The sequence below is a fragment of the Paenibacillus sp. USDA918EY genome, assembly GCF_009870825.1.
In the GTDB taxonomy this organism is placed as follows: domain Bacteria; phylum Bacillota; class Bacilli; order Paenibacillales; family Paenibacillaceae; genus Paenibacillus_AQ; species Paenibacillus_AQ albilobatus.
The window spans coordinates 156632-182553 of record NZ_WTWY01000012.1 but is presented as its reverse complement, the minus strand read 5'-3'; the positions used below and the strand labels follow the sequence as shown (position 1 = coordinate 182553).

General features: G+C 50.7%; 23 protein-coding genes. 20 read left to right on the top strand and 3 right to left on the bottom strand.

Annotation, left to right across the window (positions count from 1 at the left end; genetic code table 11):
* Nucleotides 1-94: 94 nt before the first annotated feature.
* The 10 genes from GQY55_RS21895 (at nt 95) to GQY55_RS21850 (ending at nt 9838) form a co-directional block, all read left to right on the top strand.
* Nucleotides 95-697 (top strand): GNAT family N-acetyltransferase, encoded by a 603-nt coding sequence (locus GQY55_RS21895; protein ID WP_160044037.1) that lies wholly within the window; start codon nt 95-97, stop codon nt 695-697.
* 200 nt (nt 698-897) lie between these two features.
* Complete coding sequence (locus tag GQY55_RS21890) at nt 898-1596, top strand: C40 family peptidase (RefSeq protein ID WP_160044036.1); 699 nt, start codon at nt 898-900, stop codon at nt 1594-1596.
* 250 nt (nt 1597-1846) lie between these two features.
* The gene (locus tag GQY55_RS21885; protein WP_160044035.1) at nt 1847-2524 is read left to right on the top strand and encodes a response regulator transcription factor; all 678 of its coding nucleotides are present in this window, start codon (nt 1847-1849) and stop codon (nt 2522-2524) included.
* Nucleotides 2521-3930, top strand: a complete 1410-nt coding sequence (locus GQY55_RS21880) for a sensor histidine kinase (RefSeq protein ID WP_160044034.1) — start codon at nt 2521-2523, stop codon at nt 3928-3930. Before GQY55_RS21885 ends, GQY55_RS21880 begins: the two co-directional genes overlap by 4 nt.
* A gap of 108 nt (nt 3931-4038) precedes the next feature.
* The gene (locus tag GQY55_RS21875; protein WP_236575784.1) at nt 4039-4665 is read left to right on the top strand and encodes an undecaprenyl-diphosphatase; all 627 of its coding nucleotides are present in this window, start codon (nt 4039-4041) and stop codon (nt 4663-4665) included.
* 67 nt (nt 4666-4732) lie between these two features.
* The gene (locus GQY55_RS21870) at nt 4733-5509 is read left to right on the top strand and encodes a helix-turn-helix transcriptional regulator (protein ID WP_236575783.1); all 777 of its coding nucleotides are present in this window, start codon (nt 4733-4735) and stop codon (nt 5507-5509) included.
* Nucleotides 5510-5614: 105 nt separating this feature from the next.
* Nucleotides 5615-6847 carry a multidrug efflux MFS transporter gene (locus GQY55_RS21865; protein WP_160044032.1) on the top strand — a complete coding sequence of 411 codons (1233 nt, stop codon included), beginning with the start codon at nt 5615-5617 and terminating at the stop codon, nt 6845-6847.
* Nucleotides 6847-7443 carry a hydrolase gene (locus GQY55_RS21860; RefSeq protein WP_160044031.1) on the top strand — a complete coding sequence of 199 codons (597 nt, stop codon included), beginning with the start codon at nt 6847-6849 and terminating at the stop codon, nt 7441-7443. The genes GQY55_RS21865 and GQY55_RS21860 overlap by 1 nt, the downstream gene beginning before the upstream one ends.
* A gap of 232 nt (nt 7444-7675) precedes the next feature.
* Complete coding sequence (locus GQY55_RS21855; RefSeq protein ID WP_160044030.1) at nt 7676-8449, top strand: class I SAM-dependent methyltransferase; 774 nt, start codon at nt 7676-7678, stop codon at nt 8447-8449.
* A 171-nt stretch (nt 8450-8620) separates the two neighbouring features.
* Nucleotides 8621-9838 carry an MGDG synthase family glycosyltransferase gene (locus tag GQY55_RS21850; RefSeq protein ID WP_236575782.1) on the top strand — a complete coding sequence of 406 codons (1218 nt, stop codon included), beginning with the start codon at nt 8621-8623 and terminating at the stop codon, nt 9836-9838.
* Nucleotides 9839-9942: 104 nt separating this feature from the next.
* Here the strand turns inward: GQY55_RS21850 and GQY55_RS21845 are convergent, their stop codons facing one another.
* The gene (locus tag GQY55_RS21845; RefSeq protein WP_160044028.1) at nt 9943-11694 is read right to left on the bottom strand and encodes a PQQ-dependent sugar dehydrogenase; all 1752 of its coding nucleotides are present in this window, start codon (nt 11692-11694) and stop codon (nt 9943-9945) included.
* Between the two features lie 254 nt (nt 11695-11948).
* Here GQY55_RS21845 and GQY55_RS21840 point away from each other — a divergent pair, with 254 nt between their 5' ends.
* Nucleotides 11949-13595: an alkaline phosphatase gene (locus GQY55_RS21840; protein ID WP_160044027.1), complete on the top strand. Its 1647-nt coding sequence runs from the start codon at nt 11949-11951 to the stop codon at nt 13593-13595.
* Nucleotides 13596-13733: 138 nt separating this feature from the next.
* Here GQY55_RS21840 and GQY55_RS21835 read toward each other — a convergent pair whose 3' ends face one another.
* Nucleotides 13734-14402: a DUF2306 domain-containing protein gene (locus GQY55_RS21835; RefSeq protein WP_160044026.1), complete on the bottom strand. Its 669-nt coding sequence runs from the start codon at nt 14400-14402 to the stop codon at nt 13734-13736.
* A gap of 210 nt (nt 14403-14612) precedes the next feature.
* Between GQY55_RS21835 and GQY55_RS21830 the strand changes: the two genes are divergently transcribed.
* The 4 genes from GQY55_RS21830 (at nt 14613) to GQY55_RS21815 (ending at nt 19052) form a co-directional block, all read left to right on the top strand.
* Nucleotides 14613-15299, top strand: coding sequence for a response regulator transcription factor (locus GQY55_RS21830; protein ID WP_160044025.1), 687 nt, complete (start codon nt 14613-14615; stop codon nt 15297-15299).
* 1 nt (nt 15300) lies between these two features.
* Entirely contained in the window at nt 15301-16629 is a 1329-nt protein-coding gene (locus GQY55_RS21825; protein ID WP_160044024.1) for a sensor histidine kinase, read from the top strand.
* Nucleotides 16630-16938: 309 nt separating this feature from the next.
* Entirely contained in the window at nt 16939-17811 is an 873-nt protein-coding gene (locus tag GQY55_RS21820) for an AraC family transcriptional regulator (protein ID WP_160044023.1), read from the top strand.
* Nucleotides 17812-17987: 176 nt separating this feature from the next.
* A complete protein-coding gene (locus GQY55_RS21815; RefSeq protein ID WP_160044022.1) occupies nt 17988-19052 on the top strand; it encodes a hypothetical protein in 1065 nt (354 codons plus the stop codon).
* Nucleotides 19053-19110: 58 nt separating this feature from the next.
* On the opposite strand, the gene GQY55_RS21810 is transcribed toward GQY55_RS21815, so the two are convergent.
* Nucleotides 19111-20595, bottom strand: a complete 1485-nt coding sequence (locus GQY55_RS21810; protein WP_160044021.1) for an alpha/beta hydrolase family protein — start codon at nt 20593-20595, stop codon at nt 19111-19113.
* 183 nt (nt 20596-20778) lie between these two features.
* On the opposite strand from GQY55_RS21810, the gene GQY55_RS21805 reads away from it, so the two are divergent.
* From GQY55_RS21805 to GQY55_RS21785, 5 genes are all read left to right on the top strand, one after another.
* Nucleotides 20779-21516: a response regulator transcription factor gene (locus GQY55_RS21805; protein WP_201452209.1), complete on the top strand. Its 738-nt coding sequence runs from the start codon at nt 20779-20781 to the stop codon at nt 21514-21516.
* The gene (locus GQY55_RS21800) at nt 21513-22934 is read left to right on the top strand and encodes a sensor histidine kinase (protein ID WP_160044020.1); all 1422 of its coding nucleotides are present in this window, start codon (nt 21513-21515) and stop codon (nt 22932-22934) included. The genes GQY55_RS21805 and GQY55_RS21800 overlap by 4 nt, the downstream gene beginning before the upstream one ends.
* A gap of 159 nt (nt 22935-23093) precedes the next feature.
* Complete coding sequence (locus GQY55_RS21795) at nt 23094-23651, top strand: sigma-70 family RNA polymerase sigma factor (RefSeq protein ID WP_160044019.1); 558 nt, start codon at nt 23094-23096, stop codon at nt 23649-23651.
* Nucleotides 23620-24687: a DUF4179 domain-containing protein gene (locus GQY55_RS21790; protein ID WP_160044018.1), complete on the top strand. Its 1068-nt coding sequence runs from the start codon at nt 23620-23622 to the stop codon at nt 24685-24687. Before GQY55_RS21795 ends, GQY55_RS21790 begins: the two co-directional genes overlap by 32 nt.
* A gap of 159 nt (nt 24688-24846) precedes the next feature.
* On the top strand, nt 24847-25788 hold the full coding sequence (locus GQY55_RS21785) for a DUF5643 domain-containing protein (protein WP_160044017.1): 942 nt from the start codon (nt 24847-24849) through the stop codon (nt 25786-25788).
* Nucleotides 25789-25922 lie beyond the last annotated feature (134 nt).

Here is a 25922-nt window from a genome sequence, read left to right as displayed (position 1 = left end):
AAAAACTGCACCTCCAATAGTTAGATGGTGTCTAACTATTGGGGTGCAGTTCAGTTTTCTGTGGTTTTTTTTATTTTCAGAAGGAGGAAAAAACATGGAGAAAACGCAAGAAATATTTATTAGGCAATTGGAATTATCAGATGCGGAGGATTGTCTTAAGTTAGAGGTTGAAAATAGAGACTTTTTCCAACTCTATGGACCTCTAAGAGATGAAAAGTTTTTTACAATGGATGGACAAATTGAGCGAATTGAAAAGTATGTTTTACTAGCTAAGCAGGACTCAGCCTATTCTTTTGGTATATTTCTGGCAGACAGTAAGCAACTGATTGGGAATGTTACACTATCTGAGGTTGCAAGAGGTAACTATCAGAGTTGTTGGATTGGGTATTCCTTAGACCGTAAGCATAATGGGAAGGGATACATGACAAAGGCCGTCAAATTAGCTGTAGACTATGGATTTAATGAATTAAAGTTACATCGAATTGAAGCTGGAGTTATGCCTCATAATATCCCTTCCATCAAAGTGCTGGAAAAAGCAGGGTTTCATAAAGAAGGAATAGCAATAGAGAATGTCAAGATTAATGGAAGGTGGGAGAATCATCAAATATTAGCGATTGTTAATAATAAACAGTACGATTCGAAATCGTATGCAACGGCTGATATAACCAAGGCAAAGGGCTTTAACACTCACCTTTAAGTAAGTACCTGTAATAAAAGTGCGTCGGATTTAAATCAATTGGTAAATATACACAAGTTACAATTATTTAATTTTTCTCATGGAAATTTAATTTTCGTCGTTTATAACTGGTTGTGTAAGGAATGCGCGTCATTGATCTCGTTTTCGGCCGCATGGCTGCGAGGACGCCGCAAACCTAATTTGCAACCAGGGAGGACGTTATGAATAACAACACGAACAACACCAAAAAAAGCCGAATCGTCAAAACATTAACCGGGATCGGCCTGGGCCTCTCCATCGCATTTTCCGGAAGCGTGCTGCTTCCATCGCAGCCGGCGCATGCCGCCGCCGCACCATCCAACAGTTCGATTGCAGATCGCGTTATCGCAACGGGCAAACAATTTTTGGGCGTTCCTTATCATTTCGGCGCTCCAACGGGACGGACGGATGAGTTCGATTGTTCTTCGTTCACCCAATATGTTTTCAAACAAAACGGCATCAATCTTCCGCGGTCTTCGAGACAACAATCCACCTTGGGAACACGGGTTTCCAAAGATCAACTGCAGCCGGGAGACTTGGTATTTTCGGATACGAACCATGACGGCGTTATTAATCACGTAAGCATATATATCGGGAACGGACAATTGCTGCATACCTATCGCGTCGGCATCGGCGTTACGATTTCCGATTTTGCCGGAAGCGCTTGGGATCGCTCCTTTGTAACCGCGCGCCGCGTCATTCCCGACAATGGACAAGCTCGCGCGGCATCGTCGTCGTGGGATACGCAGTCTAATGATCCACAGTCCGCTGATCCACAGTCCGGGGATGCCCAACCGGCGCACAAACGGCCGCAAACGAAGCAGCTCTCCCATGCGAAGAAGCATGAGCGTACTTCCGGTCGCTGGGGTTCCGAAAGATAGGGATCGGCGAATCGGTAAACGTTAAAAACCAAAGCAGGGCCTCACAAAGAGGCTCTGCTTTTTTCTGCTGAATTTCGCCCGGTGCTCGAGAACGATTTTTCATTTTGACTATACTTCATCCGATTGCGTAAACTAATTTCATTACCCAGCATTTGCATCCTGCGCGAAGGGCGCGAACCGGATTTCTCATCGATTTCTCATGAATTAGTTCTAGTATAAGACAGAGCCGTAGCCGTTTGAGGAGGAAAAGATGAAACGGATCCTGATTATCGACGATGAAAAGAGTTTGGTTAGGTTTATTCAGCTTGAGCTTGAGCATGAGCATTATTTCGTAAAGGCGGCCTACGACGGAAACAGCGGTTTGCAGGCGGCTTTGTCCGAAGACTGGGATTTGATTTTGCTGGATATTATGCTCCCGAAAATCAACGGGGTTGAAGTATGCCGGAAACTCCGCGAACTCAAAAACACGCCCGTCATCATGTTGACCGCGAGAGACGGGCTTGAGGACCGGGTATCGGGACTCGACAGCGGGGCGGATGATTATATTGCCAAACCGTTCGACATCGAAGAGCTGCTTGCTCGGATGCGCGCGATTTTCCGCAGAATGGATCTCAAGCAGGGCCAGGATCATACGATTCTGACGTTTAAGGATATGACGGTCGACCTGGATGCTAGAATCGCGACCCGCAAAGGAAAGGTCATCGAGTTGACCAAACGCGAATTCGATCTTTTGGCCGTCTTCATGAAACACCCGAATCTGGTGCAAACCCGGGATATGCTGCTGGATATGGTATGGGGATTTGATTCGCAGGTTGAGACGAACGTCGTTGATGTCTATGTGAGATATTTGCGCAATAAAATCGATACGCCGGGCGAGGAAAGCTTCATTCAAACCATTCGCGGCATGGGATACGTGATGAGATCATGAAGTCAATAACCTGCTATTTAAGACGCCTGCCGGTGATATGGAAGCTGATGATCGGAGCAACGCTGCTCATGTTCCTGTTGTTCGCCACGTACAACTTTGCCCAGTACCTGGTGCTAAAACAATGGATGATGCATCAGGAGCGGGATACCCTTCATACGATGATGTCCCAGGTCCAGGTGTTTTTGAAGGATAAAACCGATTCGGCCGAATCGTTGAAGCTTCCCGATACCCAAGCGTATATGAGGGATATCCTGGGCAAAGACCAAATGATGCGGATGATCGACGAGAAGGGGAAGGAGCTGCTTCTTGTCGCCAAAAATTTTGATCCGGCTTGGATTTCACCGGTCCAAGCGAGAAGCGATTTTTTGGAGGACGCATGGCACGGTGAAGATCATATCCTAATATACAGAAGTCCATTCGCCTTGGGAACGGAACGCGGAACGATAGAAATCGCCACCAATCTCGAAACGTTCGACCACTTTAACGACACGCTGTTATGGGTTATGGTGATTGGAGGTTTTTTGGCGGTATGCATCAGCGCGCTAAGCGGATGGGCGATTGCGAATCAGTTCCTCCGTCCGGTAAAGGCGCTGGCCGGCGCCATTCAAAACGTTAAACAAAAGGGACTTCAAGAGCGGGTGACGAACATAAAAAACGGGGATGAGATATCGGAACTGGCCCGGCTGTTCAACGAGCTGATGGATCAGCTGGAAACATCCTTCCGGCAGCAAAAACAATTCGTGGACGATGCGTCGCATGAATTGCGGACCCCGATCACGATTTTGGAGGGCCATTTGAACCTGCTCCATCGTTGGGGCAAAAACGACCCTGCCGTGCTGGACGAGTCGCTGACCGCCTCGCTGCAGGAGGTCCGCCGCCTGAAGGGACTTGTGCAAGGGCTGCTCGCTTTGACGCGTGCAGAATCTTCGCAGTCAAGCGATCATGCCGAATTCATCCGAATCGCCCCCTTTTTGGCCCAAATCAAAATCCGGGCGGAAACGTTATATCCGGAATTCACCTTCAAATTGTCGTTGGAGCAGCAGGACAGCATGGTAAAAATGAACCCGCTCCATTTGGAACAAATCGTGTTCATTGTGATCGAAAACGCGGTCAAATATTCAGGCGAAAACAAGCTGGTTCACATCGCGTACCGGACGATCCATCACGAAGTGCAAATCTCCGTGCAAGATCACGGCATCGGCATTCCCGAGGCAGAGCTCCCCAACGTATTTAACCGGTTCTACCGCGTCGACAAAGCCCGCAATCGCGAAATCGAAGGGACGGGGCTTGGCCTATCCATCGCCAAAAATCTCATTCAGCGTTATCAAGGGCAAATTTCGATGACCAGCGCCGAAAATGAAGGCACGCGGGTTATCCTTACGCTTCCGGCCGTGTCGCAGACATAAAAAAGCGATGGTTTCAAAGCATTTTCTCATAAATTTCTCATTTTGATGCTGTAAGGTGAATCTACCGGGCCTGAACAGGCCGACAGAACCTTCAGAAGGAGAATGAATATGAGTATGGGTGATATCGACTATCGGCTGTTCCAAGCCATCAATGAAGGGGCAAAATCCGCTTCCTTTTTGAATCCGGTCATGCGTTTTTTGGCGGAGGATGCTTTTTATTTGTTTTTTGCCGGATTATTGGTGTATTGGTTTCTAAGAAATGAAAATAACCGAAAAATGGTTGTGACCTCCGTGATATCGGTTTGTTGCGGTCTCGCCGTTAGTTGGCTGCTGGGCCATTTGTTTTACCGGGATCGTCCTTTTGTATCACATACGGTCATTCAACTGATTCAGCACCCGGCAAACGCCTCGTTTCCCAGCGACCATGCCATCGGCGCTTTCGCGATTGCCGCTTCTTTTGCTTTATACCGGAAGAAGGAAGGCATTGCATGGTTGGTTTTGGCCGCTTTCATTGCATTTTCCCGCGTGTGGACAGGCGTGCACTATCCGACCGACATTCTTGGCGGTGCCTTGATCGGGGTTGCCGTATCGGGCGTCGTTCACATGCTTGTGAATCGGTCCGGGATGGTGTCCAAATGGGTAGCCGCAGGTTTGAGATTTTATGAAACATACGAAATGAAAATATGGCCGGGACGTTCCGAAAAAGAAACCCGAATGTCTTCGCATAGGGAGTGAGCGTCCTGCGAAAAGTAGAGGTTTTATGAACATCAACCAGTTGTTTTTCCACATTCATTATTGCAACATGCGAAAATGGGAGCATCCTCGCCATATCGCGAGAACCCTGACGCATCATACGCTCCTGTTGGTTACGGAAGGCAGCGGGAGCATCACGATCGGAGATAAAAACCATGCCCTCCAATCCGGGATGTTATATTATGTCGGTCCGGGAACGTTTCACTCGCTGGAGCCGCATTCATCGCAGCCGGCGGGGGTCCTGACCGTTCATTTCAGTTGTTCCCGCGTAATCCTGAACGACGGACGATGGGAGATTGCGGAAGAGGAGCCTGCCCTTCATCCGGCGCCCGCCCAGTCTTTGAAGGATGCCTATGCTGCCCAGGATATGTTCCATAAACTCGTGGAATGCTGGAACGCCAAGCTTCCCGGCTATGAGTTCATGAGCAAAATCCTGCTCCAACAGCTGTTCGTCGCCATCGCCCAACATCTGAAAAAACAGCGCCAACCGGACGCCGCCTCTTTGAAAGTGGACAAAATAATCCAGCATATGCACGACAAGATCGACGGGAAAATCACGCTCGGCGAGATGTCCGAACTCGTTCGGCTGTCTCCCGCTTATTTGTCGCGCACTTTTAAAGAAACGACCGGATATTCGTTGATTGAATTTTTTAATAAGCTGAAAATCGATAAAGCGAAGGAGCTTCTCGTAGAAGGGGAACGCAAAGTCAAGGAGGTTGCACGCGAGCTGGGATACGCGGACGAGTTTTATTTCAGCCGGATGTTCAAAAAAATCGAAGGCGTCAGCCCTTCTGAATTTTACAGCAAAAATGTCCATGATATTTAAGATCGTGCATGGCATAAGGCCTTTTTTCGAGCTAAGATGAGTTTGTTATTGTTCATGTTGAATGCATAACGACTCGGGCATTGGCAGAAGGGAGGTCTTTTTGGCATGCCGATATGGAAGCGGAATTTGATCGTGTGCTGGTTCGGCATGTTTGTCACCGGCGTGGGAATGAGCCAGATCGCACCGATCCTGCCTTTGTTTATCAAAGAGCTTGGCGCCGACCATGCGGAATCGGTAGCACAGCTCTCCGGCATCGCCTTTGGCGTAACCTTTATCATCTCGGCCATTTTTTCGCCCATCTGGGGAAAAGCCGCGGACAAATACGGGCGCAAACCGATGCTTTTGCGGGCGAGTCTGGGAATGGCGCTTGTCGTAGGATGCATGGGGTTTGCGCACAATGTATACGTATTGATCGGGCTTCGGCTGCTGCAGGGCGTGATTACCGGTTACAGCACGGCTTGCACGACGCTTATCGCCACCCAGACGGATCAGGAGCATTCGGGTTTTGCCCTAGGCACGCTGTCCACGGCCAACATTGCCGGATCGCTGCTGGGTCCAACGGTCGGCGGTTTCATCGGCGAAAGCTTGGGGCTGCGGTACTCGTTTTTTTTGACCGGCGCACTGCTTTTCATCGCATTTCTCGCGACCGTTTTGTTCGTGAAGGAAAACTTCGTCCGCGGGCATCAAAAAACGCCGAACTTCAAGGAAGTTTGGAACGCCGTACCGGAAAAGGAATTGACCGTTACCCTATTTGTCACGTTTTTTGTGCTTTCGGTTGCCCTGTATTCGGTCGAACCGATCATCACCGTGTATATTACGCAGATTTCCGGCCATGCAGGACATGTCGCCTTGCTGGCGGGAATCACGTTTTCGGCGTCCGGATTGGCGAATATTGTGGCCGCGCCGAAACTCGGGAAGTTGTCCGACAAGATCGGGGCGCATAAGGTCATCTTCACGGCCTTGATCGCCGCAGGCATCGTTTTTATCCCCCAAGCTTTTGTAAAGAACGCATGGCAGCTGATGGGCTTGCGCTTTTTGTTCGGGCTGGCGGCGGCAGGATTGATCCCGTCCGTCAACATCCTGATCAAAAAGATCACGCCGGGTGCCCTGACAGGCAGAATGTTCGGGTTTAACATGTCCGCAGGGTATTTGGGCGTGTTTGGCGGTGCCGTATTAGGCGGTCAGGTGGCAGCCTGGTTCGGTATCAGGGACGTATTTTTCATAACGAGTGTATTGCTGCTGCTGAACGGTGTCTGGGTGTATTTCAGGGTGTACCGGAATCCGATACTGCAAGGAGCAGGTTTAAGTCAAAAAACGAATGAAACGGAGCGATTCTAATGGAACAACATCAACCATCCGACACACAAACATTAAAGGCGGAAAAAACGGCGCTGGTGGTCATCGACCTGCAGCAGGGCATCGCAAGCGGCGCGTTGGCAAGCGCTCCGTATTCGAGCGCAGAAGTCATTCGGAATGCCGGCAAATTGGCGGATGCTTTTACGGAAAAGGGCGCCTTTGTCGTATTTGTCAAAGTATCTTGGTTCGATGGAAAAGATGCGCTGAAGCCGGACACGGACATGCAGACCTCCCCAAGACAGCTGCCCGAAAATTGGGACCGCCTGGTTCCCGAATTGGCGGAATTCAAGAACGCCCATGTCATTGCCAAACGTCAATGGGGCGCGTTTTTCGGCACGGATCTTGATTTGCAGCTGCGCCGCCGCGGCATCGATACGATCGTCTTGTGCGGCATTTCAACGTCCATCGGCGTGGACACGACCGCACGGGAAGCTTTTCAGCATGGGTACAACCAAGTGTTCGCCGAAGATGCGATGGCCGCTTCCACGAAGGAAGAACATGAATATGTGTGCAAAACGATTTTTCCCCGGATCGGCAAGGTGCGCTTAAGCGAAGATATCGTGCGGATGCTGAAATAGGATTTCCTTAAAATAACCGTAAGTTTAGAAATTCAAATGTGCAAAGAAAATAATGCAAAAAGTCCGCGCGAAACGCGGACTTTTTGCGCCATCCTATATTGCGCGACCCGGTTACCATGAAAACCAACGTTGCATCTACATAAAACGTGACCTGAGCAGTAAAATGATTAAAAAGGAATTTTGGGGTTATCGGAAGAAGATGAATTGTAAAATATAAAGGGGGGAAATTGTGTTGCGTGAATCCGTCATACAATTTTATGATGATCTTGCGGAAAATTACCATCTCATTTTTCAGGATTGGAATAAGACGATTTTAAGGCAGGCCGAAATTTTAAGCAAACTTATCCGTTCAAAATTGGCGGAACCGCGCAAGGATGTGTCGCTTTTGGATTGTTCTTGCGGCATCGGTACGCAGGCCATCGGACTTGCAATGGAGGGATTCAAAGTAACGGCTACCGACATCAGTCCGGTTTCCGTAGAACGAGCCAAAAAAGAGGCGGAATCCCGCGGTGTGGCGATACATTTTGGCGTTGCCGATTTTCGTTCATTGGAACGGGAAATTTCAGGCGTTTTTGACGCCGTACTTTCTGCGGACAATGCAATCCCGCATCTTTTAACGGATGAGGATCTGGATTTAGCCGCCCGCAACCTTTACTCCAAGCTTAACGATGATGGCGTCCTTCTCATCACGATCAGGGATTACGATGAGCTTATCAAAGAAAAACAGAGAGCTACGCCCCCTCACGTTTTCGATGGGGGGAAGCGGATCGTTTTTCAAGTTTGGGATTGGGCGGACGATGCCGCCACCTATGCGACAAATCATTTTGTCGTACAGGAGATCGACGGGGAATGGGTCACGATGCATTCCGCAACGAGATACAGGGCCTTATTGCGTGGTGAGTTGGACCGACTTTTACGTGCGGTTGGATTCGTTGAGATCGAGTGGCATATGCCGGAAGCGTCGGGCTTTTACCAGCCCGTTGTAACGGCACGAAAAAAACGGTGATGTTCACGTAAATAGAGATTCGATTGCCCTGTACAAAATGTAAGCCCGCCCTGACGGCGGGTTGTTGCTTCCTGTGGCCCATTTTTCATACGGTGAGACCGGGCTGATTCATGAGAAAACAATACGGGTGATTATTTTTAATGCAATTTTCATATAAGGATTTTATACTGGATGCAAGTCGAGAACATCGGAATAGACCAACAAGCTTCAGGAGGGATCTTTGTGAACATCCGCCATCCTCGAATTCTGATTTTGACAGCAGGCTATGGAGAAGGTCATTTGCAAGTATCCCGAGCCCTGAAACAAGGTTTCCTGTCTAAACAGATTTACGATTTGCACATTGTCGATCTCATGAAAGAAGCCCATCCGATTTTAAACTCGGTTTCTTCCAGGCTATATCGCATGAGCGCGTATTCGTCCCAATTGGGTTTGGATTATTACGGATGGAGTTATTACATGACGCGTGATACCAGCCCGGCGGGTTCTTTGCACCGGTATTTGAACGTCATCGGAAAAAGAAAAATGCTGGAGATGACTGAAAGCGTCCGGCCGGACGCCATTATCAATACATTTCCGTTCGGCGCGGTCACCGAAACAGGAAGAAGATTTTCCATCCCAACCTCCACGGTCATCACGGATTATGCCTTGCATTCCCGATGGGTCCATCCGGAGACCGATAAATACTATGTCGCTACCGAAACGCTTAAAAACGAACTCATCCGAACTTACGGCGTGGCACAGGATCGCGTTCGCGTGACCGGCATACCTGTCCGTACCGCTTTTTACCATACGGCGAACGCCGCGGAGGCGTCCGTTTCCGTCGAAACCGGTCCTGGCCGTCATCGAGTCCTGATCATGGCGGGATGTTTTGCCGTATTTCATCATGTCGTGGAGCTTGTGCAGCAGCTGCTGCGCAAGGAGGACTGCGACATCGTTCTCGTCTGCGGGCGGCATTCGAGGATGGTTGCGAAGCTGCGGTCGCTCTTTTCGAACAGTCCGGCGGTGAACGTCCTGGGATACGTTGAACGGCTGCATGAGCTAATGGCGTCGTCAGCGTGCATCGTCACCAAGGCGGGTGGAGTTACGTTATCCGAAGCTCTCGTTTTGAAGCTTCCCGTTTTTATATTTAAGCCGTACGGCGGGCAGGAACGCGAAAATGCGCGGTTTTTCAAACGAAGCGGTTTAGGCGATATCGCTCACGACATCCGGGAGTTAGGAGAAAAAATAGTCCGCTTTTTGCGTGACCCTGCCGCCTCGGATCGGATCAGAAACAACATGACTATCCTGCACAATGGGGAGGCGGCCGAACAAATCGTCGAAGATACGTTGTTAACGATTGAGGAGCAGCGCGATCTTCGCCGATCTCCGCATTTCACCGCAAGAAAATGATGCATCCAGTAACAACAAAAATGCCGGCAAGCAGTAACAAATAAAGGGTCCGCGGATATGCAGCGGGCTCTTTTGCCATGGATGAAGGGAAGATTTGGAGGCGGTCATTTTGTTTTAACAATCCTCCATAGGCTGCCGGTGTTTGGTTTCGGATGTCTCCCGGTTTGCAAGGTGCCCATGATTCCGAAATCAACAAGGTAAAGCTCATCCCCCGCAGCGTTAAATTTGACGTCAATCGGCCGTACAGGGCCTTTCGTTGCGAAGTCCCCTTGGGGATTCGTGAAGAAATCCGAGATTTGCCCCGTATCCAAATCCACCCTTACAACTTTAAAACCGGGAAGCTCCTCCGTTTTTTCAAATCCCGTTTCGCCAAATTGGGCGATGAATATTTCTCCTGGACGGCCAAAATCCGCATGGGTACAAAAATCAAATTTCATCGAGGCGCTGTGTGAATGGAGTCTGACGAGCGGTTGAGAAGAAAGAGGGGGGTGTTCCTTCAACAGAAAAGTTGGCTTTGCTTGTTCATCGGCATGAAAATGGGCAAGGGTCGCAGGCAGGCCGCTGAAAAAGTCAGGAAAACCGTACCAGCCATGCGGAGCGACCTCCCACACCTTATCCCAGTCCAACCGGATTTGCCGGCTGCCCCGCGGGTCCGCGCCGTGATCGATGGCAATCAATTTTTCGCTAAAAGGAGAGAATTTTTTTAATCCGAACGTATTCCGAAAACCGTCTGCGACAATACGCAAATTGCTGCCATCCGGATTGCAGCAATAGATAACCCCGTTGGATAGCAATTGGCCCCGGATCATTTCACCTGGGTAACTGGGTTCACCAAAAGGTTTATAAGCCCCCGTAACCGCCGCGCCCTGTTGTTCCGGCAACGGATTCCGGGAGACGAAGTTGGTTCCGGCTAACTCAATATCTCTGGCCGGCGTATCATGAAACCCGGGATGATGTTTCATTATCAGCATATCGTCGGGACCTACAACGGCAGAATTCGTAGCGGTTCCAACCGAGAAATATAACTTTCCGTCCGGTCCGAAGATCACATCTCCGGTAAAATGGTCGCCGCATGTTTTTAGTCCGGTAACGATGGTTTCCTTTGCGCCGTCTAACGATAGTCGGATAATCTGACCGCATCCAGCCGCATGCTCTTCCCCAATATCTCCCGCCGCTACATAGAGATACCCGTCATGCCAGGCGATCCCCGTCACGGGTCCGCCAAAACCGCCTGCAATTTCCGTAAAAGAGCCGTCCGGCTTCATTCGAACGACGCGCCCTTTTCCAGGTTGGGTTCCGTATGCAAAACCGGCCTCCGCCACGTAAATCGTCCCTTGCGAATCAAATGTCATGACCGTGGGAAAAGTTAAACCGGATGCCACGCGCTCTAGTCGATACCCCTTTTCAATGAGGTAATCCGGTTTTTCTGCATGTTGTTCCTCCTTCGGAGGGTTGGACAGGGCAAGTTTCAAACCAACGAGCGTATTCACCTGGGAGAGCTGGCTGTGGATAAGGTCATGGATTCCAAGGTTTTGGAAGGAAGCAGACAGGAAATATTCGGCATAACTCAAATATTCTTGCAACAATTGATATTCCCGGTCGTACAGTTCCTTCACGCACTCCTGATACGGCTTATATTTCACGTAGATGGTTGCCGGAGAAGTGGATATCCCGTTGGAAATCGCGATTGTCTTCAATAATGCCAATTGTTTTTCCTGCTCATTCAGCAGTTTATCAAAAACCGGTTGCAATGCCGGGATGGAATTGTTTTTCTGCAAGTACTGGTACAGGCAATAATGAATCCATTCCCACCGAAATTGTTGTTGCACCATTCCTTGAGGAATGTACTCGTTCATTCGTGAACCCCCTTTACGCCACGCTGATCGGCACAGCTGCCAGAAGTGATTTTCAATAAAAGAAAAGTAATATATATTCCATCAAGGATTTCATTAGAACAAAAAACGATTTACCGCTGCATGCCGTCGTTATTCCCGATTTAACAATTCCATTGCATTCTATTGATTTTCGTAAAATATTTCTATGAGATGATTGTTGGCGGAAAGGAAATCTCGATCAGATGTACAGCCAGAAACAATAGGGGAGAGAACAGATGAAAACAACAAAACCTTGGATCAGCGGCATGTTCGCGGCGGTCATGTTGACCGGAAGCTTGGCAGTCAGCCCGATCACCCATGCCGAAACGGACGGGGGACAAAATACGGTCAAAAACGTCATCATGGTCATTCCGGACGGAATGGGCAACAGCATCACAGGTCTGACCCGCTGGTATCAAAACGGAAAGCCGCTGGAAGTGGATTCGTACGTGAACGGGCTCGTCCGAACTTACGCCTCCAATTCGATCACAACCGACTCCGGCGCCGCGGCAACGGCTTATGCGACCGGACACAAAGCGGTTACCGAGTCTTTAAGCATTCTTCCGCATGAAGTGACGATGCCGGGTGTTCCGGCAACGAAGGCGGAGGATAAGAACAAACCGGTGCCTACCCTTTTGGAGGCGGCCAGACTAGCAGGGAAATCAACGGGGCTTGTCTTTACCTGCACGTTGGATGATGCCACGCCGGACGCTTTTGTCAGCCATGCCGTCAGCCGGAACGAATCGGAGAACATTACCAAGCAAATGGTATACAGCGGAGTCGACGTAGTGTTTGGCGGCGGATCGGCGCTGCTGAAACCGGAAGGGAAAGACGGAGGCGCGCGAAAGGACGGCGCCGACCTGACGAAAGCGCTCCAAGCTCAAGGTTATGATTATGTGACAAGCAAAACCGGAATGGATCAATCCAAGGCGAAGAAAATTTGGGGATTGTTCCAGCCTTGGAACCTGGAGGCCGATTTCGACCGCGATCCTAAACAGCAGCCCAGCTTGGCGGAAATGACCTCCAAATCATTGTCGATCCTGTCTTCGAATCCGAACGGATTTTTTCTGATGGTCGAAGCGAGCGACATCGATACCTATGGCCACGAAAATGATCCGGTCGGGATGGTAAGCGAAACCCTCGCTTATGATAAAGCTATGAAAGTCGCCATCGATTTTGCCAAAAAAGACGGTCACACGGCTGTCATTTCCATGGCCGATCACAATACGGGCGGGCTTTACCTGACAAATTACGATTCGGCCAAGCAGTTCAATGCGGTGATGCAGAAAGCAAAACATACGAATCATGCGATCCGGGAGAAAATCAAGAAAGACGGATCAAACCTCAAACAGGTGTTGGAGCAAGACTACGGCCTTACAGGATTGACCTCGCGGGAACTCGCCGAGATCAAAAAAGCCTGGAAACAGGAAGACGGCGACTTCTCCGGCGTGATCGGGCGCATGCTCGGGGAAAAAGCGGGAATCTCTTTTGCGAATGAAGACCATACGTCGGAAGAAGTCGTTCTGTACGCTTATCATCCGAACGGTTTTAAACCAACCGATTTTGCCAAGAGCGGCGTGCTTCAAAATACGGATATCAATAAATACGTTCAATTCATCATGGGATTTCATCTGGATGAGCTGGGCAAAAGCTTGTATGCCTCCGGCCACGACATTCGGGCGCTTGGGGCGACCGTGACGTTCGATAACTCCAATAAAGCGTTCCCGGTTGCAGTCGTGAAGAAAGGCGGAAAGCAGATCCGGCTTGCAGTCGACAAAAATTACGCGGTCGTAAACGGCCAGAAGAAAACGCTCAAGATCCCGACGCTGTTGATCGACAATCGTTTGTGGACGGACCGCGCCGTATTGGATTTGCTGAAATAATATGAATATAGTGTAATTTCGTATATAAAAAAGCTTAACCTCCTGTTGTGTGCAACAGGAGGTTTTTTATGAAATCATCGTGCGCGAAGCTTCTTCGGCCGCCCGATCGCTGGATAACGAAACAGCCATGTACTGAATCTATGAAAGATGAGGCCGGTCGTGTATCATTGGTTTGGAAACCGCGGCTGGACCGAGCATTTTGATGATAAAATAGGGGATCAGCAGCAGCAGCGCGATGGTGCCGTACAAGCTGATGGTGTAGCTGTCAGCATATGCGATGCCGAATCCCTTATAAAACAGGAAAGTCATAAGATGGATCGACATGTTCGTAAAACAAAAGGCGTAACTGCGGATCATCCAGTTTCTATGCGGGGTGATCCGTTTCTTTTTGATCTGGACCAGCGCCGTGGCGGTAATAAGCAGCCAAATGATGTTTAACACATTAAACCCCATGCTCGTTATTTTTCCTCCGGTGGCGTATGGCGCCATGTATCCCGAAGTGACCACGACGCCCAGCACGGACGCTAAGTAAACATAGCCGTTCAAGCGATGGAATTTGCGGCTTTTTTCAAAGATCCGGTTGGAAAAATTGACGAGCCCTGCCGCCATGGCGATGCAGGCAAACGCAACGTGGACGTACATCACGTTTAACCAGGCGGGAAGATGCAGTTCGCGTTTCAGGCCGGTTTTATGGCTTAAAAACGCCTCGGCGCGCGGATCGATAATATAATTGTTAACCAGCGCGTAAGCGATAAATAGAATGCTGACGCAAACCAATAGGACATATAGTTTGTTCCGTTTTTTCATTTTTCCAAAACCCCCATAGCTTCATGTGTTAACGATTGTGAGATGGAAACCCGCAAACGCTCTGCTTTACATACTGAATCTTAACAAACGAATATCTCAAATATAGGCGCTAAAAAGTCACAAAACAATAAACAATCGATCACAACCTGTTTTAAGGCACCGGTTTCGGCGGAAAAAATGCTAAACTAGAACAGCAAAGGTGGGATATTGATGAGTGCAGTCCATACGATACTGGTTGTGGATGATGACCCTAGCATCGTCGAGCTGTTGAGGGATTTTTTGGAGAACGAGCGGTTTCGCGTCATAACCGCTTGCGATACCGCTCAGGCATGGGCCATGTTTAAGGAAAACCCGGTTCATTGCATAGTTTTGGATATTATGATGCCGGGAGAAAACGGATTCGAGTTCTGCCGCCGGATTCGGTCGGAAAGCGACGTTCCGATCCTTTTCTTGAGCGCCCGCAGCGATGATGTGGACAAGATTCGGGGACTGACGCTCGGCGGCGACGATTATATCGTCAAAACCGCTTCGCCCGGAGAGATCGTCGCAAGAGTGAAAGCCGTCCTGCGGCGATCCGCTTCCCGGCAACCGATGGAGGAAAGGGTGCTGGATTTTGGCCGCATCCGCATCAATCTGTCCGCCAGAGAAGTGTCCGTGGATGGGAAAGCCGTCGTGCTTACGCCGAGGGAATACGAGCTGCTGCGATTATTCGCCGAGCACCCGAGACATGTGTTTTCATATGAACAATTGCTTGAGAAATTTTGGGACGGGGTAGGCGACCGGCATACGATTCGGGTCCATCTCAGCCGTCTCCGCGAAAAAATCGAATCCGATCCGAACCATCCGCAATATTTGGTCAATGTATGGGGAGTAGGGTACCGCTTTGAGGGAGGTTAACATGAGGACGCTTCGCATACGTACGTTTACCTTGCTTTGCTTCGTTCTCCTGCTTATACTGCCGTGGATTTTTTATGTCGCGGGACACTTTATGGAGACAAAAACGCTCCGCTTCTCCGAAAGCAGAGCGCAAAATGAGGTTTTGCAGCGGCAATTGTCCGGGATTTTGCACCAGATCGAAACGGGCGCGGACCAATGGAAGGACCCGAATTGGCAGCAACGGCTGAATGGCAGGCTTGAGCAAGCGAAGATTCATGTGGTGATCGCTTCCGCGGCGGATCGGGAAATCTACCGTTCGAGCCCGAAGCGCCCCGCTTTGTCTTCAACGGAACGGTATACGCTCCTCGAGAACGGTCGGGTGATCGGAAAGGTCGTCCTTTACCTGCCGAAATCCAGCGCGATGCCCATGATGGCGGCGTTTGCCGGACTTCTGTTGGCGTTTTTTATCATCGGGGTCGAAATGCGCAGATTCCTGCTCAAGCCGCTTGAGACCATGAGCCATTCGGCGCGGCAAATTGCCGAGGGGGATTGGGATGTAAAGCTGCCGGCTTCCAAGATTACGGAAATCGCGGAAGTCCGCGACGGGTTTGACGTGATGGTGAAGGGGCTACGGACATCGTACCGGAAACAGGCCGAGCTGGAAGAAGAACGCCGTTTCGTCATCGCGGCCGTCGCGCATGATTTACGGACGCCGCTGTTTGCTTTGCGAGGGTATTTGGACGGGTTGGAGCAAGGGATTGCGCGATCCCCGGAGAAAATTTCGAAATACGTGGCGGTGTGCAAGGAAAAATCGGCCCAGTTGGACCGGCTGGTCGAGGATCTGTTCACGTTTACAAAAATGGAGTATGTGGAGACGAAACTGCATCATCGGCCGATCGATTTTAGCCACATCCTACAAAGGTCGGCCGACAGTCTGAGCCCGCAAGCGCGGCAAAAACAGATCGCGATTTCGATTGAAGCCGCGGACGGATGTATCATAAGCGGCGACGAGCATTTGCTGGAGCGCGCCATGAACAATCTGCTTGATAACGCGGTAAGGCATACGCCGGCCCAAGGAAAAATAACGGTCGAATGTTATCAGGAAGGCCGCAGCATCAAGTTTGCCATCCGCGACACCGGAACGGGATTCACCCCAGAGGAGCTGGAGCGGGTATTTGATCCTCTATTCCGCGGCGAAACATCGAGAAACCGATCAACGGGAGGAAGCGGGTTAGGGCTCACCATTTCGCGAACGATCATCAGAAGGCATGGAGGGGAGCTTGCCGCAAGCAATCATCCGGAAGGCGGAGCGCTACTAGCGGGCTTTGTCCCTGCAGCCGATCCGGAATGAAAAAATGACTGGCTTCATTGTTTACGATAATTGTGCAGTCCATATGGATCAACCATCCGTGCCGGATCGATAAACGCCTTGCAAGAAGTGGCCCGTTATAGGACGAGCGTACGCATATTGAACTGCATCCATACCGGTTTTTGGATGCAGTTTTTTATTTTTTCATATGTTTGCTGGCCCTGTCCCGGATTTGCGATACGAAAAACGCGGCTTTTTTAGAAGAGTCCTTCGTTATAATTCGGCCGGGAGGAAAGTATAATCAAAACCAAAATGCCAATATCGGATATCGATCGGTCGTGGAGGTGCATAATGAAAATTCACAACGCCATTCGGTGGCAGGATAACATGTACTTATTCCAATTTCGCAGCGTATATACGGAACCCGTCGAGTATTTTCACGCCCATGAGGGATTGGAAATCTTGTACGTTCATGAAGGGGAGGGAACCTACGCCATCAACAACGAGATTTTCCCCCTGAAGCCGACGACGCTCATTCTCGTCAAACCGTTTCAGATGCACCGGATCAAAGTGCAGGTTCCTCCCGCTTATGTCCGGACTTTGTTGAAAATTAAAGGCACTGTCATGGACCGGTTTTCCAGCACGCTGCCGCAGCTTGCATCGGCCTTTGCGCCATTTTTGGAGCAAAAGCGGCCATGCCAGGTTTATTATTTATCGCCTGCGGCTGCTTCCTGTTTGGAAGAACAATTCATGCAGTTAAAGGAGACGCTGGCGATCGTTTCGCCCCATCTCAGAGCCGATGCCGTCACCTTGTTTTCGTTTCATCTCCTGCAATATTTCGTCAGCCGGATTTATTCGCCACCCCGAAGTGTTTTGCCGCAAACTTTGGCAGCCAATGATTCTACCGAACTGCTCGGCAGGATTGTGCAATGGATCGACAGCCGATGCGGCCTTCCCTTTACGTTGAATGATATGGCAGCCGATTTGCATTTCTCCCCGAATCATTTGTCCAAGACGTTCAAAGAACGGATGGGCCTTAGCATCACGGCCTATGCAAACGAAAAAAGGCTCGATGAGGCCCGGATGCTGTTGGTCAACACGTCGCTTGCGATCGAAGAAATCAGCAGAAGAGCCGGCTTCAAGTATCCGTCGTATTTTATTGCATTGTTCAAAGCCAAGTATGGCGCAACCCCTCGCCGGTATCGCATCCGAATGGAAAAGTGATATTTTTGCACCGCTTTTTGGCATGCCGTCTCGTTTATAATTAAAGCGCTTTAACGAAGGCGAGGATTTCCGAGGTGAAGGGGTTGGTGGGTTTTTATCATCGATACGAAAACACGGCAAGATCCTCGCTTGTCCGAAAGCGAAGCAGTTCACTTTTTCGGGGAGGTTTGAAATGCATGGTTAAAAAAACGTTCAAACTCGGCATGATTTCCCTATTTTGCTTGGCTCTTGTTTTGGTTTTCTATCCCGGCGGCATGGCGCATGCGGCTACCAAATCGGTTCCGGCCGGGGATGTCGCGACTTTGCGGAGTTACTTATCCAGCGCGAGCCCCGGCGATATCATCGAAGTTTCGGGCGTTTACAACGTCTCGAACGGAACCATTGCGACAGCTATCGGCGGGTCGGCGGGCAAATACATTACGATCCGCGGCACCGGCAGCGGCGCGACCTTCAATTTTATGGCTTCGGCCGGCAATGCGGCGTTTCATATCAAACACAATTATTACAAGCTGGAAAACGTGACGATCAACGCCAACTCCCAATCCAACAAAGGACTGCTGATCGAAGCTTCGCATGGATACGTGACGAACGTGACCGTTAAAAATACGAAGGGGGAAGGGTTCAAAATCCGCAAAAACAGCCAATATTGGCTCATTTCGAACAGTACGGCGCAAGGAACGGGGACGGGCGGCAAATTCGGCGAAGGCTTTTATGTCGGAGATGCCGATCAAAACTGGACGACAAGCCCGAATCCCGATGAAAGCGGGTATATCACCTTCTTGAACTGCAATGCCATCCGGACGGTCAACGACGGCTTCGACTTCAAGGAAGGCACGCATCACATCAAAGTGGTCGGCGCAAACATCGATTTTCAGAACACGGTGCCTGAGTCGTCGGTAGGGAACAACGGCATCTACATGCGCGCCAATCACGTGCAGATCATCAACACGACGGTCAAAAACAACGCGTCCACGGGTCAGGCTTTTCGGGCGAATAAAATGACGGCTTCGGACGGGGTCTCGTACGGCAGCGACCTGGAACTGAAAGGCGTGAACGTGTCCCAAATGTCGGGCGCCATGATTCATACGGGTTATACCTCTAACAAGCTTTATTCCGACTATACGATGTCCGGCGTTGCCGGCGGGCTGTACGCTCCGGGTTCCAAAACCGCGTCTTCGGCCGATCCCTCCGCGTTTGCCGAGATGACATGGACCGGCGAAGGCGGAGATCCGGTGTTGTGAAGCTATAGTTATGCCAAAGCCCCGGGCAAGGATGCCCGGGGCTACTGGTTCGCAGCAGCTACTGTATGGTTACGCCCGGAAGGCGGCCGGCAACCTCCCTGATGGAGGCGGCAGGATTGCCCTTGACGTACCGATCGAAAAATGCGACGGTAAGCGCGTTGATGGAGGCCTGCATCTGCCTCGGTTCGGCTCCTTTCGGGTGAAGCAGCGGCGAGAACAGATAAAAATCGGTGAAGCTCATATGGTTCGCATGGGCGAAAGTGACCGAATACGCTTCTCCCTCGGCGGCCCGCTTGCGCCGTGTTGCGGACTCGTCCCAAAATTGTTCGTAATCCTCCCGGCTGCGGCCGGATTTTTGAACCGCCTGATCCAGCGATTTTTCGAAGACGTTCCGGCTGACGCTCAGCTCCGCGTTCATCTGCAGATAGGGTTTGCCAAAACCACCCTCCGGCACAGGCTGGCCGTATAACGTTCCGTCCATGTTCAGGGCCGCTTTGACCCGATCATCCGCCATGAGCATTTGCGCGGCCGCGGCTCCGCCGAAGGAATGGCCGAACATGCCGACCTTGTCCAGATCGAGCCTGCCGGAAAACATCCCCTTCGGGTCCGCAGCGTTTAAACGTTCCAATTGATCCAGCACGAATTTGGCGTCTTGGACCCATACGTTGCTCTTATCCTTATAAGCCTCGAAGCCGGATAAATTTTCAAGCTGTAACATGGCCGTATGGTCCGGGAAAACGACGGCGGCCGCATCGTAGGCATGGTCGATGCCCACCACGACATATCCGCGGCTGGCAAGCTCCACGACCTGAAACGTGTTTTGGTTCCGGAAGCCGGTTAATCCGTGGGAAAACAACAGCACGGGGTAACGCTCCTGTTCCCCGGACAGCAACGCATTTTGCATCGCATCGGTGTGGACGTATTTGAGCTGGCCTAACAGGAACGGGGGAACGGTGATTGCCTGGCGCAAGCCGTCCAATACCTCCGGCAAATGCTCAATATAGGGCGTCGGACCGGTTCCGGTACCGGCTTTTGCCGGATACCAGATTTGAATCATGAGCTTTCTGCGATCGTCAGGATCGGCCGTGGCCGTTTCTTCCCTGTCGGGATCCTCTAATATTAGCGAGGTGGTTCCCACAGAGTACGGGCCTTGCGGTTCGGCGAAAGAGAATACCGGCAGAAGCGTCGGCAGCGCAACCGATACACCTGCATACACAAGGAACAAGAGCGCGGCGATTCCATGACGGATTCTTTTTGCTGGTCTATGCGGTTTTTCCGGTTGTTCATCTGTTCTTGCCTTCGACTGTCGAGATTTCTGCCGGCAGCGCAGAGCCAGAACCCCCGTGACTAAGCTTGCCGCATAGACCGGAATCGTCTGCCACCGGTAACCTTCCGTGATCATTTGAACCAAACTAAGAACTGTCGTTACAGCGGTTGCCCAGGCATACACATGAAACGGTCGTTCCCGTTTCCGGGCAAACAGGATACAGCCGAGAATCACCGCCATGTTCGCAATGTATAATGCCATTTCGTAGATTCGCATGTTTTTCCTCCTGACTATGATGTAACCTTAGCGTATCAATCGAAACTGTAGCAAATCTGTAGCCAACCTTACATAAACCTTACAATTAAAAATGGCTTCCCATAGACCGATCATTACAGTGTATATTTTTATATGAACAAGGCGGCCAAGCCTAAACAAACAATGGAGGAAAAAATCATATTGATGCATGAACGAAGGGACATCGAGGAACGTACGATTCTCGTCGCGGACGACGAGCCGGAAATCGCGGAACTGCTGAAACTGTTTCTTGAGCGTGAGCATTGCCGCGTGATCGTGGCGGGAACAGGACGGGAGGCATGGGGGATTATTCAACAAAAGCAGGTTGACTTGGCCGTGGTCGATATCATGATGCCGGAACTGGACGGTTATCAGCTGATCGGGCGGATTCGGGAGCAACATACGATCCCCGTCATTATTTTGTCGGCCAAAGGCGGGGACGCGGATAAGGTGACGGGGCTTGGGATCGGAGCGGACGATTACATCTCCAAGCCGTTCAGCCCGATCGAAGTGGTGGCGAGAATCAAAGCCCAGCTTCGACGTTATTATGAGCTGAGAGGGGCCGACGGCGACCGGGCTCGGGCGAAGCTCGCAACGGTCTGCGGTCCGCTGAAGCTGGATCACGAAGCCTGCACGCTGTACAAACGAGGCGAAGAGGTTGCGCTCGGACCGTTGGAATATAAGCTGCTCAAGCTGTTGATGGAATCGCCGGGAAGAATATTCACGAAACGGCAAATTTACGAGAATGTCTGGAACGAGCCTTATTTGGAGGACGGCAACACCGTCATGGTTCAGATCAGCAGGCTAAGGGAAAAACTTGAGGACGATCCGAGGGCTCCCCGGTTTCTCGTTACCATCAAAGGACTGGGATACAAACTTGATCCGAAGGACGTGTCGCCATGAGAAAAATGCGAAGCGTTCATGCGGGCTTAATGATAAATTACGTGCTTTTTTCCGTTATTCTCGGCATCATTGGTTTCCTGGTGTATAAAGGCATGTACGATGCACGGGACCAATACTTGAACCGGACGCTGCCCTTGGTAGAGGCGAACCATCTGATCCGGGACGATTGGGAAAAGATCCCTTATGATACCGTCCAATCCTTAGGCGGATATATTCAAGTGCTGGACCCTGATTTCAACGTCGTTTTTTCGCGCGGAAGCGGCATTGAAAAAGCCAAGTCCTCTTATACGGAGGAGGAAATATACGCGATGTTTTATGACGGAAACCGTTCGGCGTATCACTCTTTGGCGCCTATCGCTACGCCTTCCGGCGAGACATACCGACTGCTTGTCACGATACCTGGCGGAGCGGTTCAGAAGGAGAGTCGCTTGGCAAAGACGAACGCGGAGATTACCGGCGTATTTGTCGGTTTACTGCTGCGAGGATTGCTGTGGTTCGCCGCTGCGTTTTTGGTTAGCTTATGGCTTTACAGCCGGATCACGGCCAAACGAATTACCAAGCCGCTTGCGGCGGTCACCCGGGGACTCGATCGCATCGCGGAGGGCAAGGAAGATGGGCGGCTTTTTTATCGGGCCGATCGGGAGCTGATGGATCTTCAATTTCGTTTCAACCGCATGGCCGACAGGCTGAAGGAGGCTGAGGCGGCAAAACGCAAGCTTGAAGAAGGGCGCCGCCGGATGATGATGGATATTTCCCATGACCTGAAAACGCCGATTACGACGATCCAAGGTTATGCGGAAGTGCTTCGGCTTGGTATGGAAAAGGACGAACATCAACGGTACGATTTCGCAAACCGCATGTATACGAAAGCAAGGTTTATCGCTTCGCTTGTCGATGATTTGTTCGAGCTGACCAAGCTTGAAAGTTTGGAGCCGGCGTACGAGCGCAAGACCGAAGATTTGGCGGAGTTGTGCCGTACCGCGGCCGCCGATTTATACGATTCATTCGAGCAAAAAGGCATCGACTTCGATATCCGGATTCCGGAGACGCCGGTCCCGGTGCGCTGCCACGAGGGGCTGATGCGCAGAGCGGTCGCGAACCTGTTGTCCAATGCGCTGAAGTACAATCCGGGCGGTACCCGCGTATGGCTAACGCTTGAAACATCGGAAGAAAACGTGCGGGTGACGGTAGGAGATAACGGGCCGGGGATCGCGGAGGATGTGAAAGAAACCGTGTTCGAGCCGTTCGTCCGAGGCGACCGGGCCCGCCGGAGCGACGGCGGGAGCGGGTTAGGGCTTTCCATCGCGAAAGGCGCGGTCGAACGGCATGAAGGGCGCATCTGGCTCGATCCGGAAGCGAAAGGCACCGTCATTCACATCCTTTTGCCCACTCAAAATCGTAAAAGCCGCCAAGGTTGACCGACGATCGGAATGCTAACTTGAACAGTTCCAACGTATTCTGCCGGAAATTTTTTTCGGCAGTTTTTTCAATTTGTTCAAAACCTTTGGGTACTCCCGCGTATCTAAAAGATGTGCCAATGAACGACAGGTTAAATACGGTCAAAGGAGCAGAAAAGTGTGAACGTAAAACAAGAAGTGAAAAAAGCGAGGAAGGGGGACCATGAAGCATTCATCCGGCTTGTGCTTGACATCAAAATGAAGATGTACGGGCTGGCTTTCTCGATTCTCCGCAGCGACGAGGATTGTGCGGACGCTATTCAGGAGACGATCCTGAAAGCGTACAAATCGCTTCATACGCTGAAAAAAGCGGAGTTTTTTCAAACCTGGATCTGTAGAATACTGATCAACGAATGCCACCAGGTATTGAGAAACAAGAAACGGCTGGTCCCCGTGGACAACATGGAAGAGATGGATCAAGCGAAGCCCGCATCCGACTATGATTCGCTGGATATCCGGGATGCCGTCGAACAACTGGACGAGCCGCTGCAGACCGTCATCCAGCTGTTTTATTTTCGGGATATGCCGCTGTTGTCCGTAGCCGAATTGCTGGGCATCACGGAAAATGCGGTCAAAGGGCGACTGTTCAGGGCCCGCCGGAAGCTGCTTCAAATATTGGGCGATACGCCGGAGAGGAAGGAAAAGCATGGATCTGAACGATATCGAGATGAAGCTTAAGAACAGTCGGGTGACGATCCCTGACGAACTGCCGCAAATGGTGGGCGAGCGTATGGCTGCGGCGTTTGAGGAATTGCCGTCTTTACCCGTAAAGCGCAGGAACAAGTGGCTATACGTTTGCGGATCGGCCGCCGCCGCCTTTGCGGTGTGCCTTGCTTTGCTCGGTTCCGCGTTTGTTTCGCCTGCTATGGCCAAATCGCTGAAAGGGATTCCCTTTATTCAGGATTTATTCCAATTAACTCACCATATCGGTTTGCAAACCGCCGACGAAAAAGGCATGATGGATGAGCCGAACGCAAGCGTGACGCATCACGGGGTGACGCTTCGGATTCCGAAGCTGGTTTATTCCGGATCAAATATCTATTTCGTGCTGGAACAGGATACCGACGACCACCTTTTTACCAATCGAGATTACAGCGTCAACGGCAAGGTCAATGGGGAAATCGTCGATATGACCGTAAGCCAAGGGACGATGAAGAATTGGGGGCGTACTGGAACTCCTTCGGCCTCGGTGGTGACGATCAGCCATCAGGAATTCAGTTCCAAGGACCACACCCCTTACCGATTCCCGGACGAATTTACGCTAAACCTGGAAATCACTCTGGCGGGGATGGAGAAGGATCCGTTCATTTTTGACATTCCCGTCAAGAAAAACGAAGCGGCGACCAAAATCGTAACCTCGAACGATCCGCCGAAGGAATGGAAGCAATTCAAAATTTCGCTGGGCAAAATCGAACTTACGCCGGTGATGACCAAACTGACGATCAACGAAGATTATGCGAAGCAAGATCTGACCCAGCGGAGAGAGAGACTTGGATACGTCCTTGAGGATCAGGACGGCAATCAGTTGGATTGGGCCGGCGGCGGATATGGAGGCGGCATTCCGGGCACGACCATGGCGGCAATGAACATGGATATGGACCCGTTTGAACGGATGCCCAAACAAATCAAAATCAAGCCGTACCTTATTTCGCATGAAACGCGCAAAAAGATGTTCATCCCGGAGCTGGAGATGACGGTGCCGGTCGACGAATAATGAGGTTCGGAAGCGGCAAAAGCCTTTAGATTGTAAGGGGAGTTATTAAAAGGGAAGGAATCGTTTCTGCTGCATAACATTTTCGGTACCTGTTCCATCTAATCTTATAGAGGGCCCTCAAACAAAACGATACAGGCAACGTTTAGGAGGAACTATAAGATGAAACCGATATATAAAGTGATGAGCGCCGCCGTCTTGGCCGGCTGCGTATTGGGAGGGGCCGCATGGGGGACAGCTTATGCAGCCCAGGTTCAGGCACCCAAATCTGTTTCCGGTACCGCAACTCAGCAAGACATTTCCCTTCGCATCGCCAAGGCGACATACGACGGCAACGTCGTTCGGCTGGAAGTCGAACGTAACGGAAAGGGCCTTGTCGGAGGCATTACCGATTGGAAATGGGATGATCAAAAACAAGACAGCGTTCGGGAAAAAGGAGCGATTACATCCATAGAGCTCTTTATTAACGGTATCTCCGCAAATGTATACGGCGGGTCCAAGTTATGGGAGCGCCCAAACATTTCGTGGGTGCCGGGTTCCAATCCGGACAAGATGCTGATCACGATGACCGATGCGAGTTATCTGGGAGAGAAAGCCAGTCTGAAGGCTTTGCCGGACAACTTTAAACTCACGGCGAAGATTACGCTGAAAGGCGTAAACCAACCTTATACGCTGAACGTTCCTATACAAAAAAATGCAGGCTCGGTGATCAAACTGAATCCGAACATGACGAAAAAATCGGGTAAAGTCTCCATCACATTAAAAAAAGCTAACGTGACTTCGTATTCCACGAGACTGCAGCTGATCGTTACAGGGGTGGACGCGAACACGACGATGCTGTACGATTTCTATGACGATCAAGGCCGTAAAATCGAGCCGTTATCGGGTGGAAGAGCTACCGACGAAAACGGGGCCAAGGGGGTCATGTACCACGACTTTTTCCTGAATACGCAGGGGAAAAACATCAAGTCCATTACGATTAAACCGGGCAAACCCGTGTTTGAGGAGCCTGGCGTCACATCCGGTCGATTCAAGGTAGATGATCATGGTGAAGTGGTTATGGAATACATGAAAGATCTCGAAATGACCGTAAAGATAAAATAGAAGCGGCAAAATAATAAGTTTTTTTCTACACTGTTTTAGGGTTCAATGAAATCGGAAAAATCGCGGTCCCTTTCCGGCAGGCATGGTTCGCCGGGAAGGGATTCTTCGTTTTGGCGCAATGATCAGATAACATT

What these genes read in the sequence shown, in the direction of transcription:
- GQY55_RS21815 (WP_160044022.1), top strand. Translation starts at nt 17,988, where the DNA reads ATGGTTAAAAAAACGTTCAAACTCGGCATGATTTCCCTATTTTGCTTG.
- GQY55_RS21820 (WP_160044023.1), top strand. Translation starts at nt 16,939, where the DNA reads ATGAAAATTCACAACGCCATTCGGTGGCAGGATAACATGTACTTATTC.
- GQY55_RS21805 (WP_201452209.1), top strand. Translation starts at nt 20,779, where the DNA reads ATGCATGAACGAAGGGACATCGAGGAACGTACGATTCTCGTCGCGGAC.
- GQY55_RS21840 (WP_160044027.1), top strand. Translation starts at nt 11,949, where the DNA reads ATGAAAACAACAAAACCTTGGATCAGCGGCATGTTCGCGGCGGTCATG.
- GQY55_RS21885 (WP_160044035.1), top strand. Translation starts at nt 1,847, where the DNA reads ATGAAACGGATCCTGATTATCGACGATGAAAAGAGTTTGGTTAGGTTT.
- GQY55_RS21785 (WP_160044017.1), top strand. Translation starts at nt 24,847, where the DNA reads ATGAAACCGATATATAAAGTGATGAGCGCCGCCGTCTTGGCCGGCTGC.
- GQY55_RS21865 (WP_160044032.1), top strand. Translation starts at nt 5,615, where the DNA reads ATGCCGATATGGAAGCGGAATTTGATCGTGTGCTGGTTCGGCATGTTT.
- GQY55_RS21895 (WP_160044037.1), top strand. Translation starts at nt 95, where the DNA reads ATGGAGAAAACGCAAGAAATATTTATTAGGCAATTGGAATTATCAGAT.
- GQY55_RS21890 (WP_160044036.1), top strand. Translation starts at nt 898, where the DNA reads ATGAATAACAACACGAACAACACCAAAAAAAGCCGAATCGTCAAAACA.
- GQY55_RS21830 (WP_160044025.1), top strand. Translation starts at nt 14,613, where the DNA reads ATGAGTGCAGTCCATACGATACTGGTTGTGGATGATGACCCTAGCATC.
- GQY55_RS21845 (WP_160044028.1), bottom strand. Translation starts at nt 11,694, where the DNA reads ATGAACGAGTACATTCCTCAAGGAATGGTGCAACAACAATTTCGGTGG.
- GQY55_RS21860 (WP_160044031.1), top strand. Translation starts at nt 6,847, where the DNA reads ATGGAACAACATCAACCATCCGACACACAAACATTAAAGGCGGAAAAA.
- GQY55_RS21790 (WP_160044018.1), top strand. Translation starts at nt 23,620, where the DNA reads ATGGATCTGAACGATATCGAGATGAAGCTTAAGAACAGTCGGGTGACG.
- GQY55_RS21850 (WP_236575782.1), top strand. Translation starts at nt 8,621, where the DNA reads ATGCAAGTCGAGAACATCGGAATAGACCAACAAGCTTCAGGAGGGATC.
- GQY55_RS21800 (WP_160044020.1), top strand. Translation starts at nt 21,513, where the DNA reads ATGAGAAAAATGCGAAGCGTTCATGCGGGCTTAATGATAAATTACGTG.
- GQY55_RS21810 (WP_160044021.1), bottom strand. Translation starts at nt 20,595, where the DNA reads ATGCGAATCTACGAAATGGCATTATACATTGCGAACATGGCGGTGATT.
- GQY55_RS21875 (WP_236575784.1), top strand. Translation starts at nt 4,039, where the DNA reads ATGAGTATGGGTGATATCGACTATCGGCTGTTCCAAGCCATCAATGAA.
- GQY55_RS21870 (WP_236575783.1), top strand. Translation starts at nt 4,733, where the DNA reads ATGCGAAAATGGGAGCATCCTCGCCATATCGCGAGAACCCTGACGCAT.
- GQY55_RS21835 (WP_160044026.1), bottom strand. Translation starts at nt 14,402, where the DNA reads ATGAAAAAACGGAACAAACTATATGTCCTATTGGTTTGCGTCAGCATT.
- GQY55_RS21880 (WP_160044034.1), top strand. Translation starts at nt 2,521, where the DNA reads ATGAAGTCAATAACCTGCTATTTAAGACGCCTGCCGGTGATATGGAAG.
- GQY55_RS21825 (WP_160044024.1), top strand. Translation starts at nt 15,301, where the DNA reads ATGAGGACGCTTCGCATACGTACGTTTACCTTGCTTTGCTTCGTTCTC.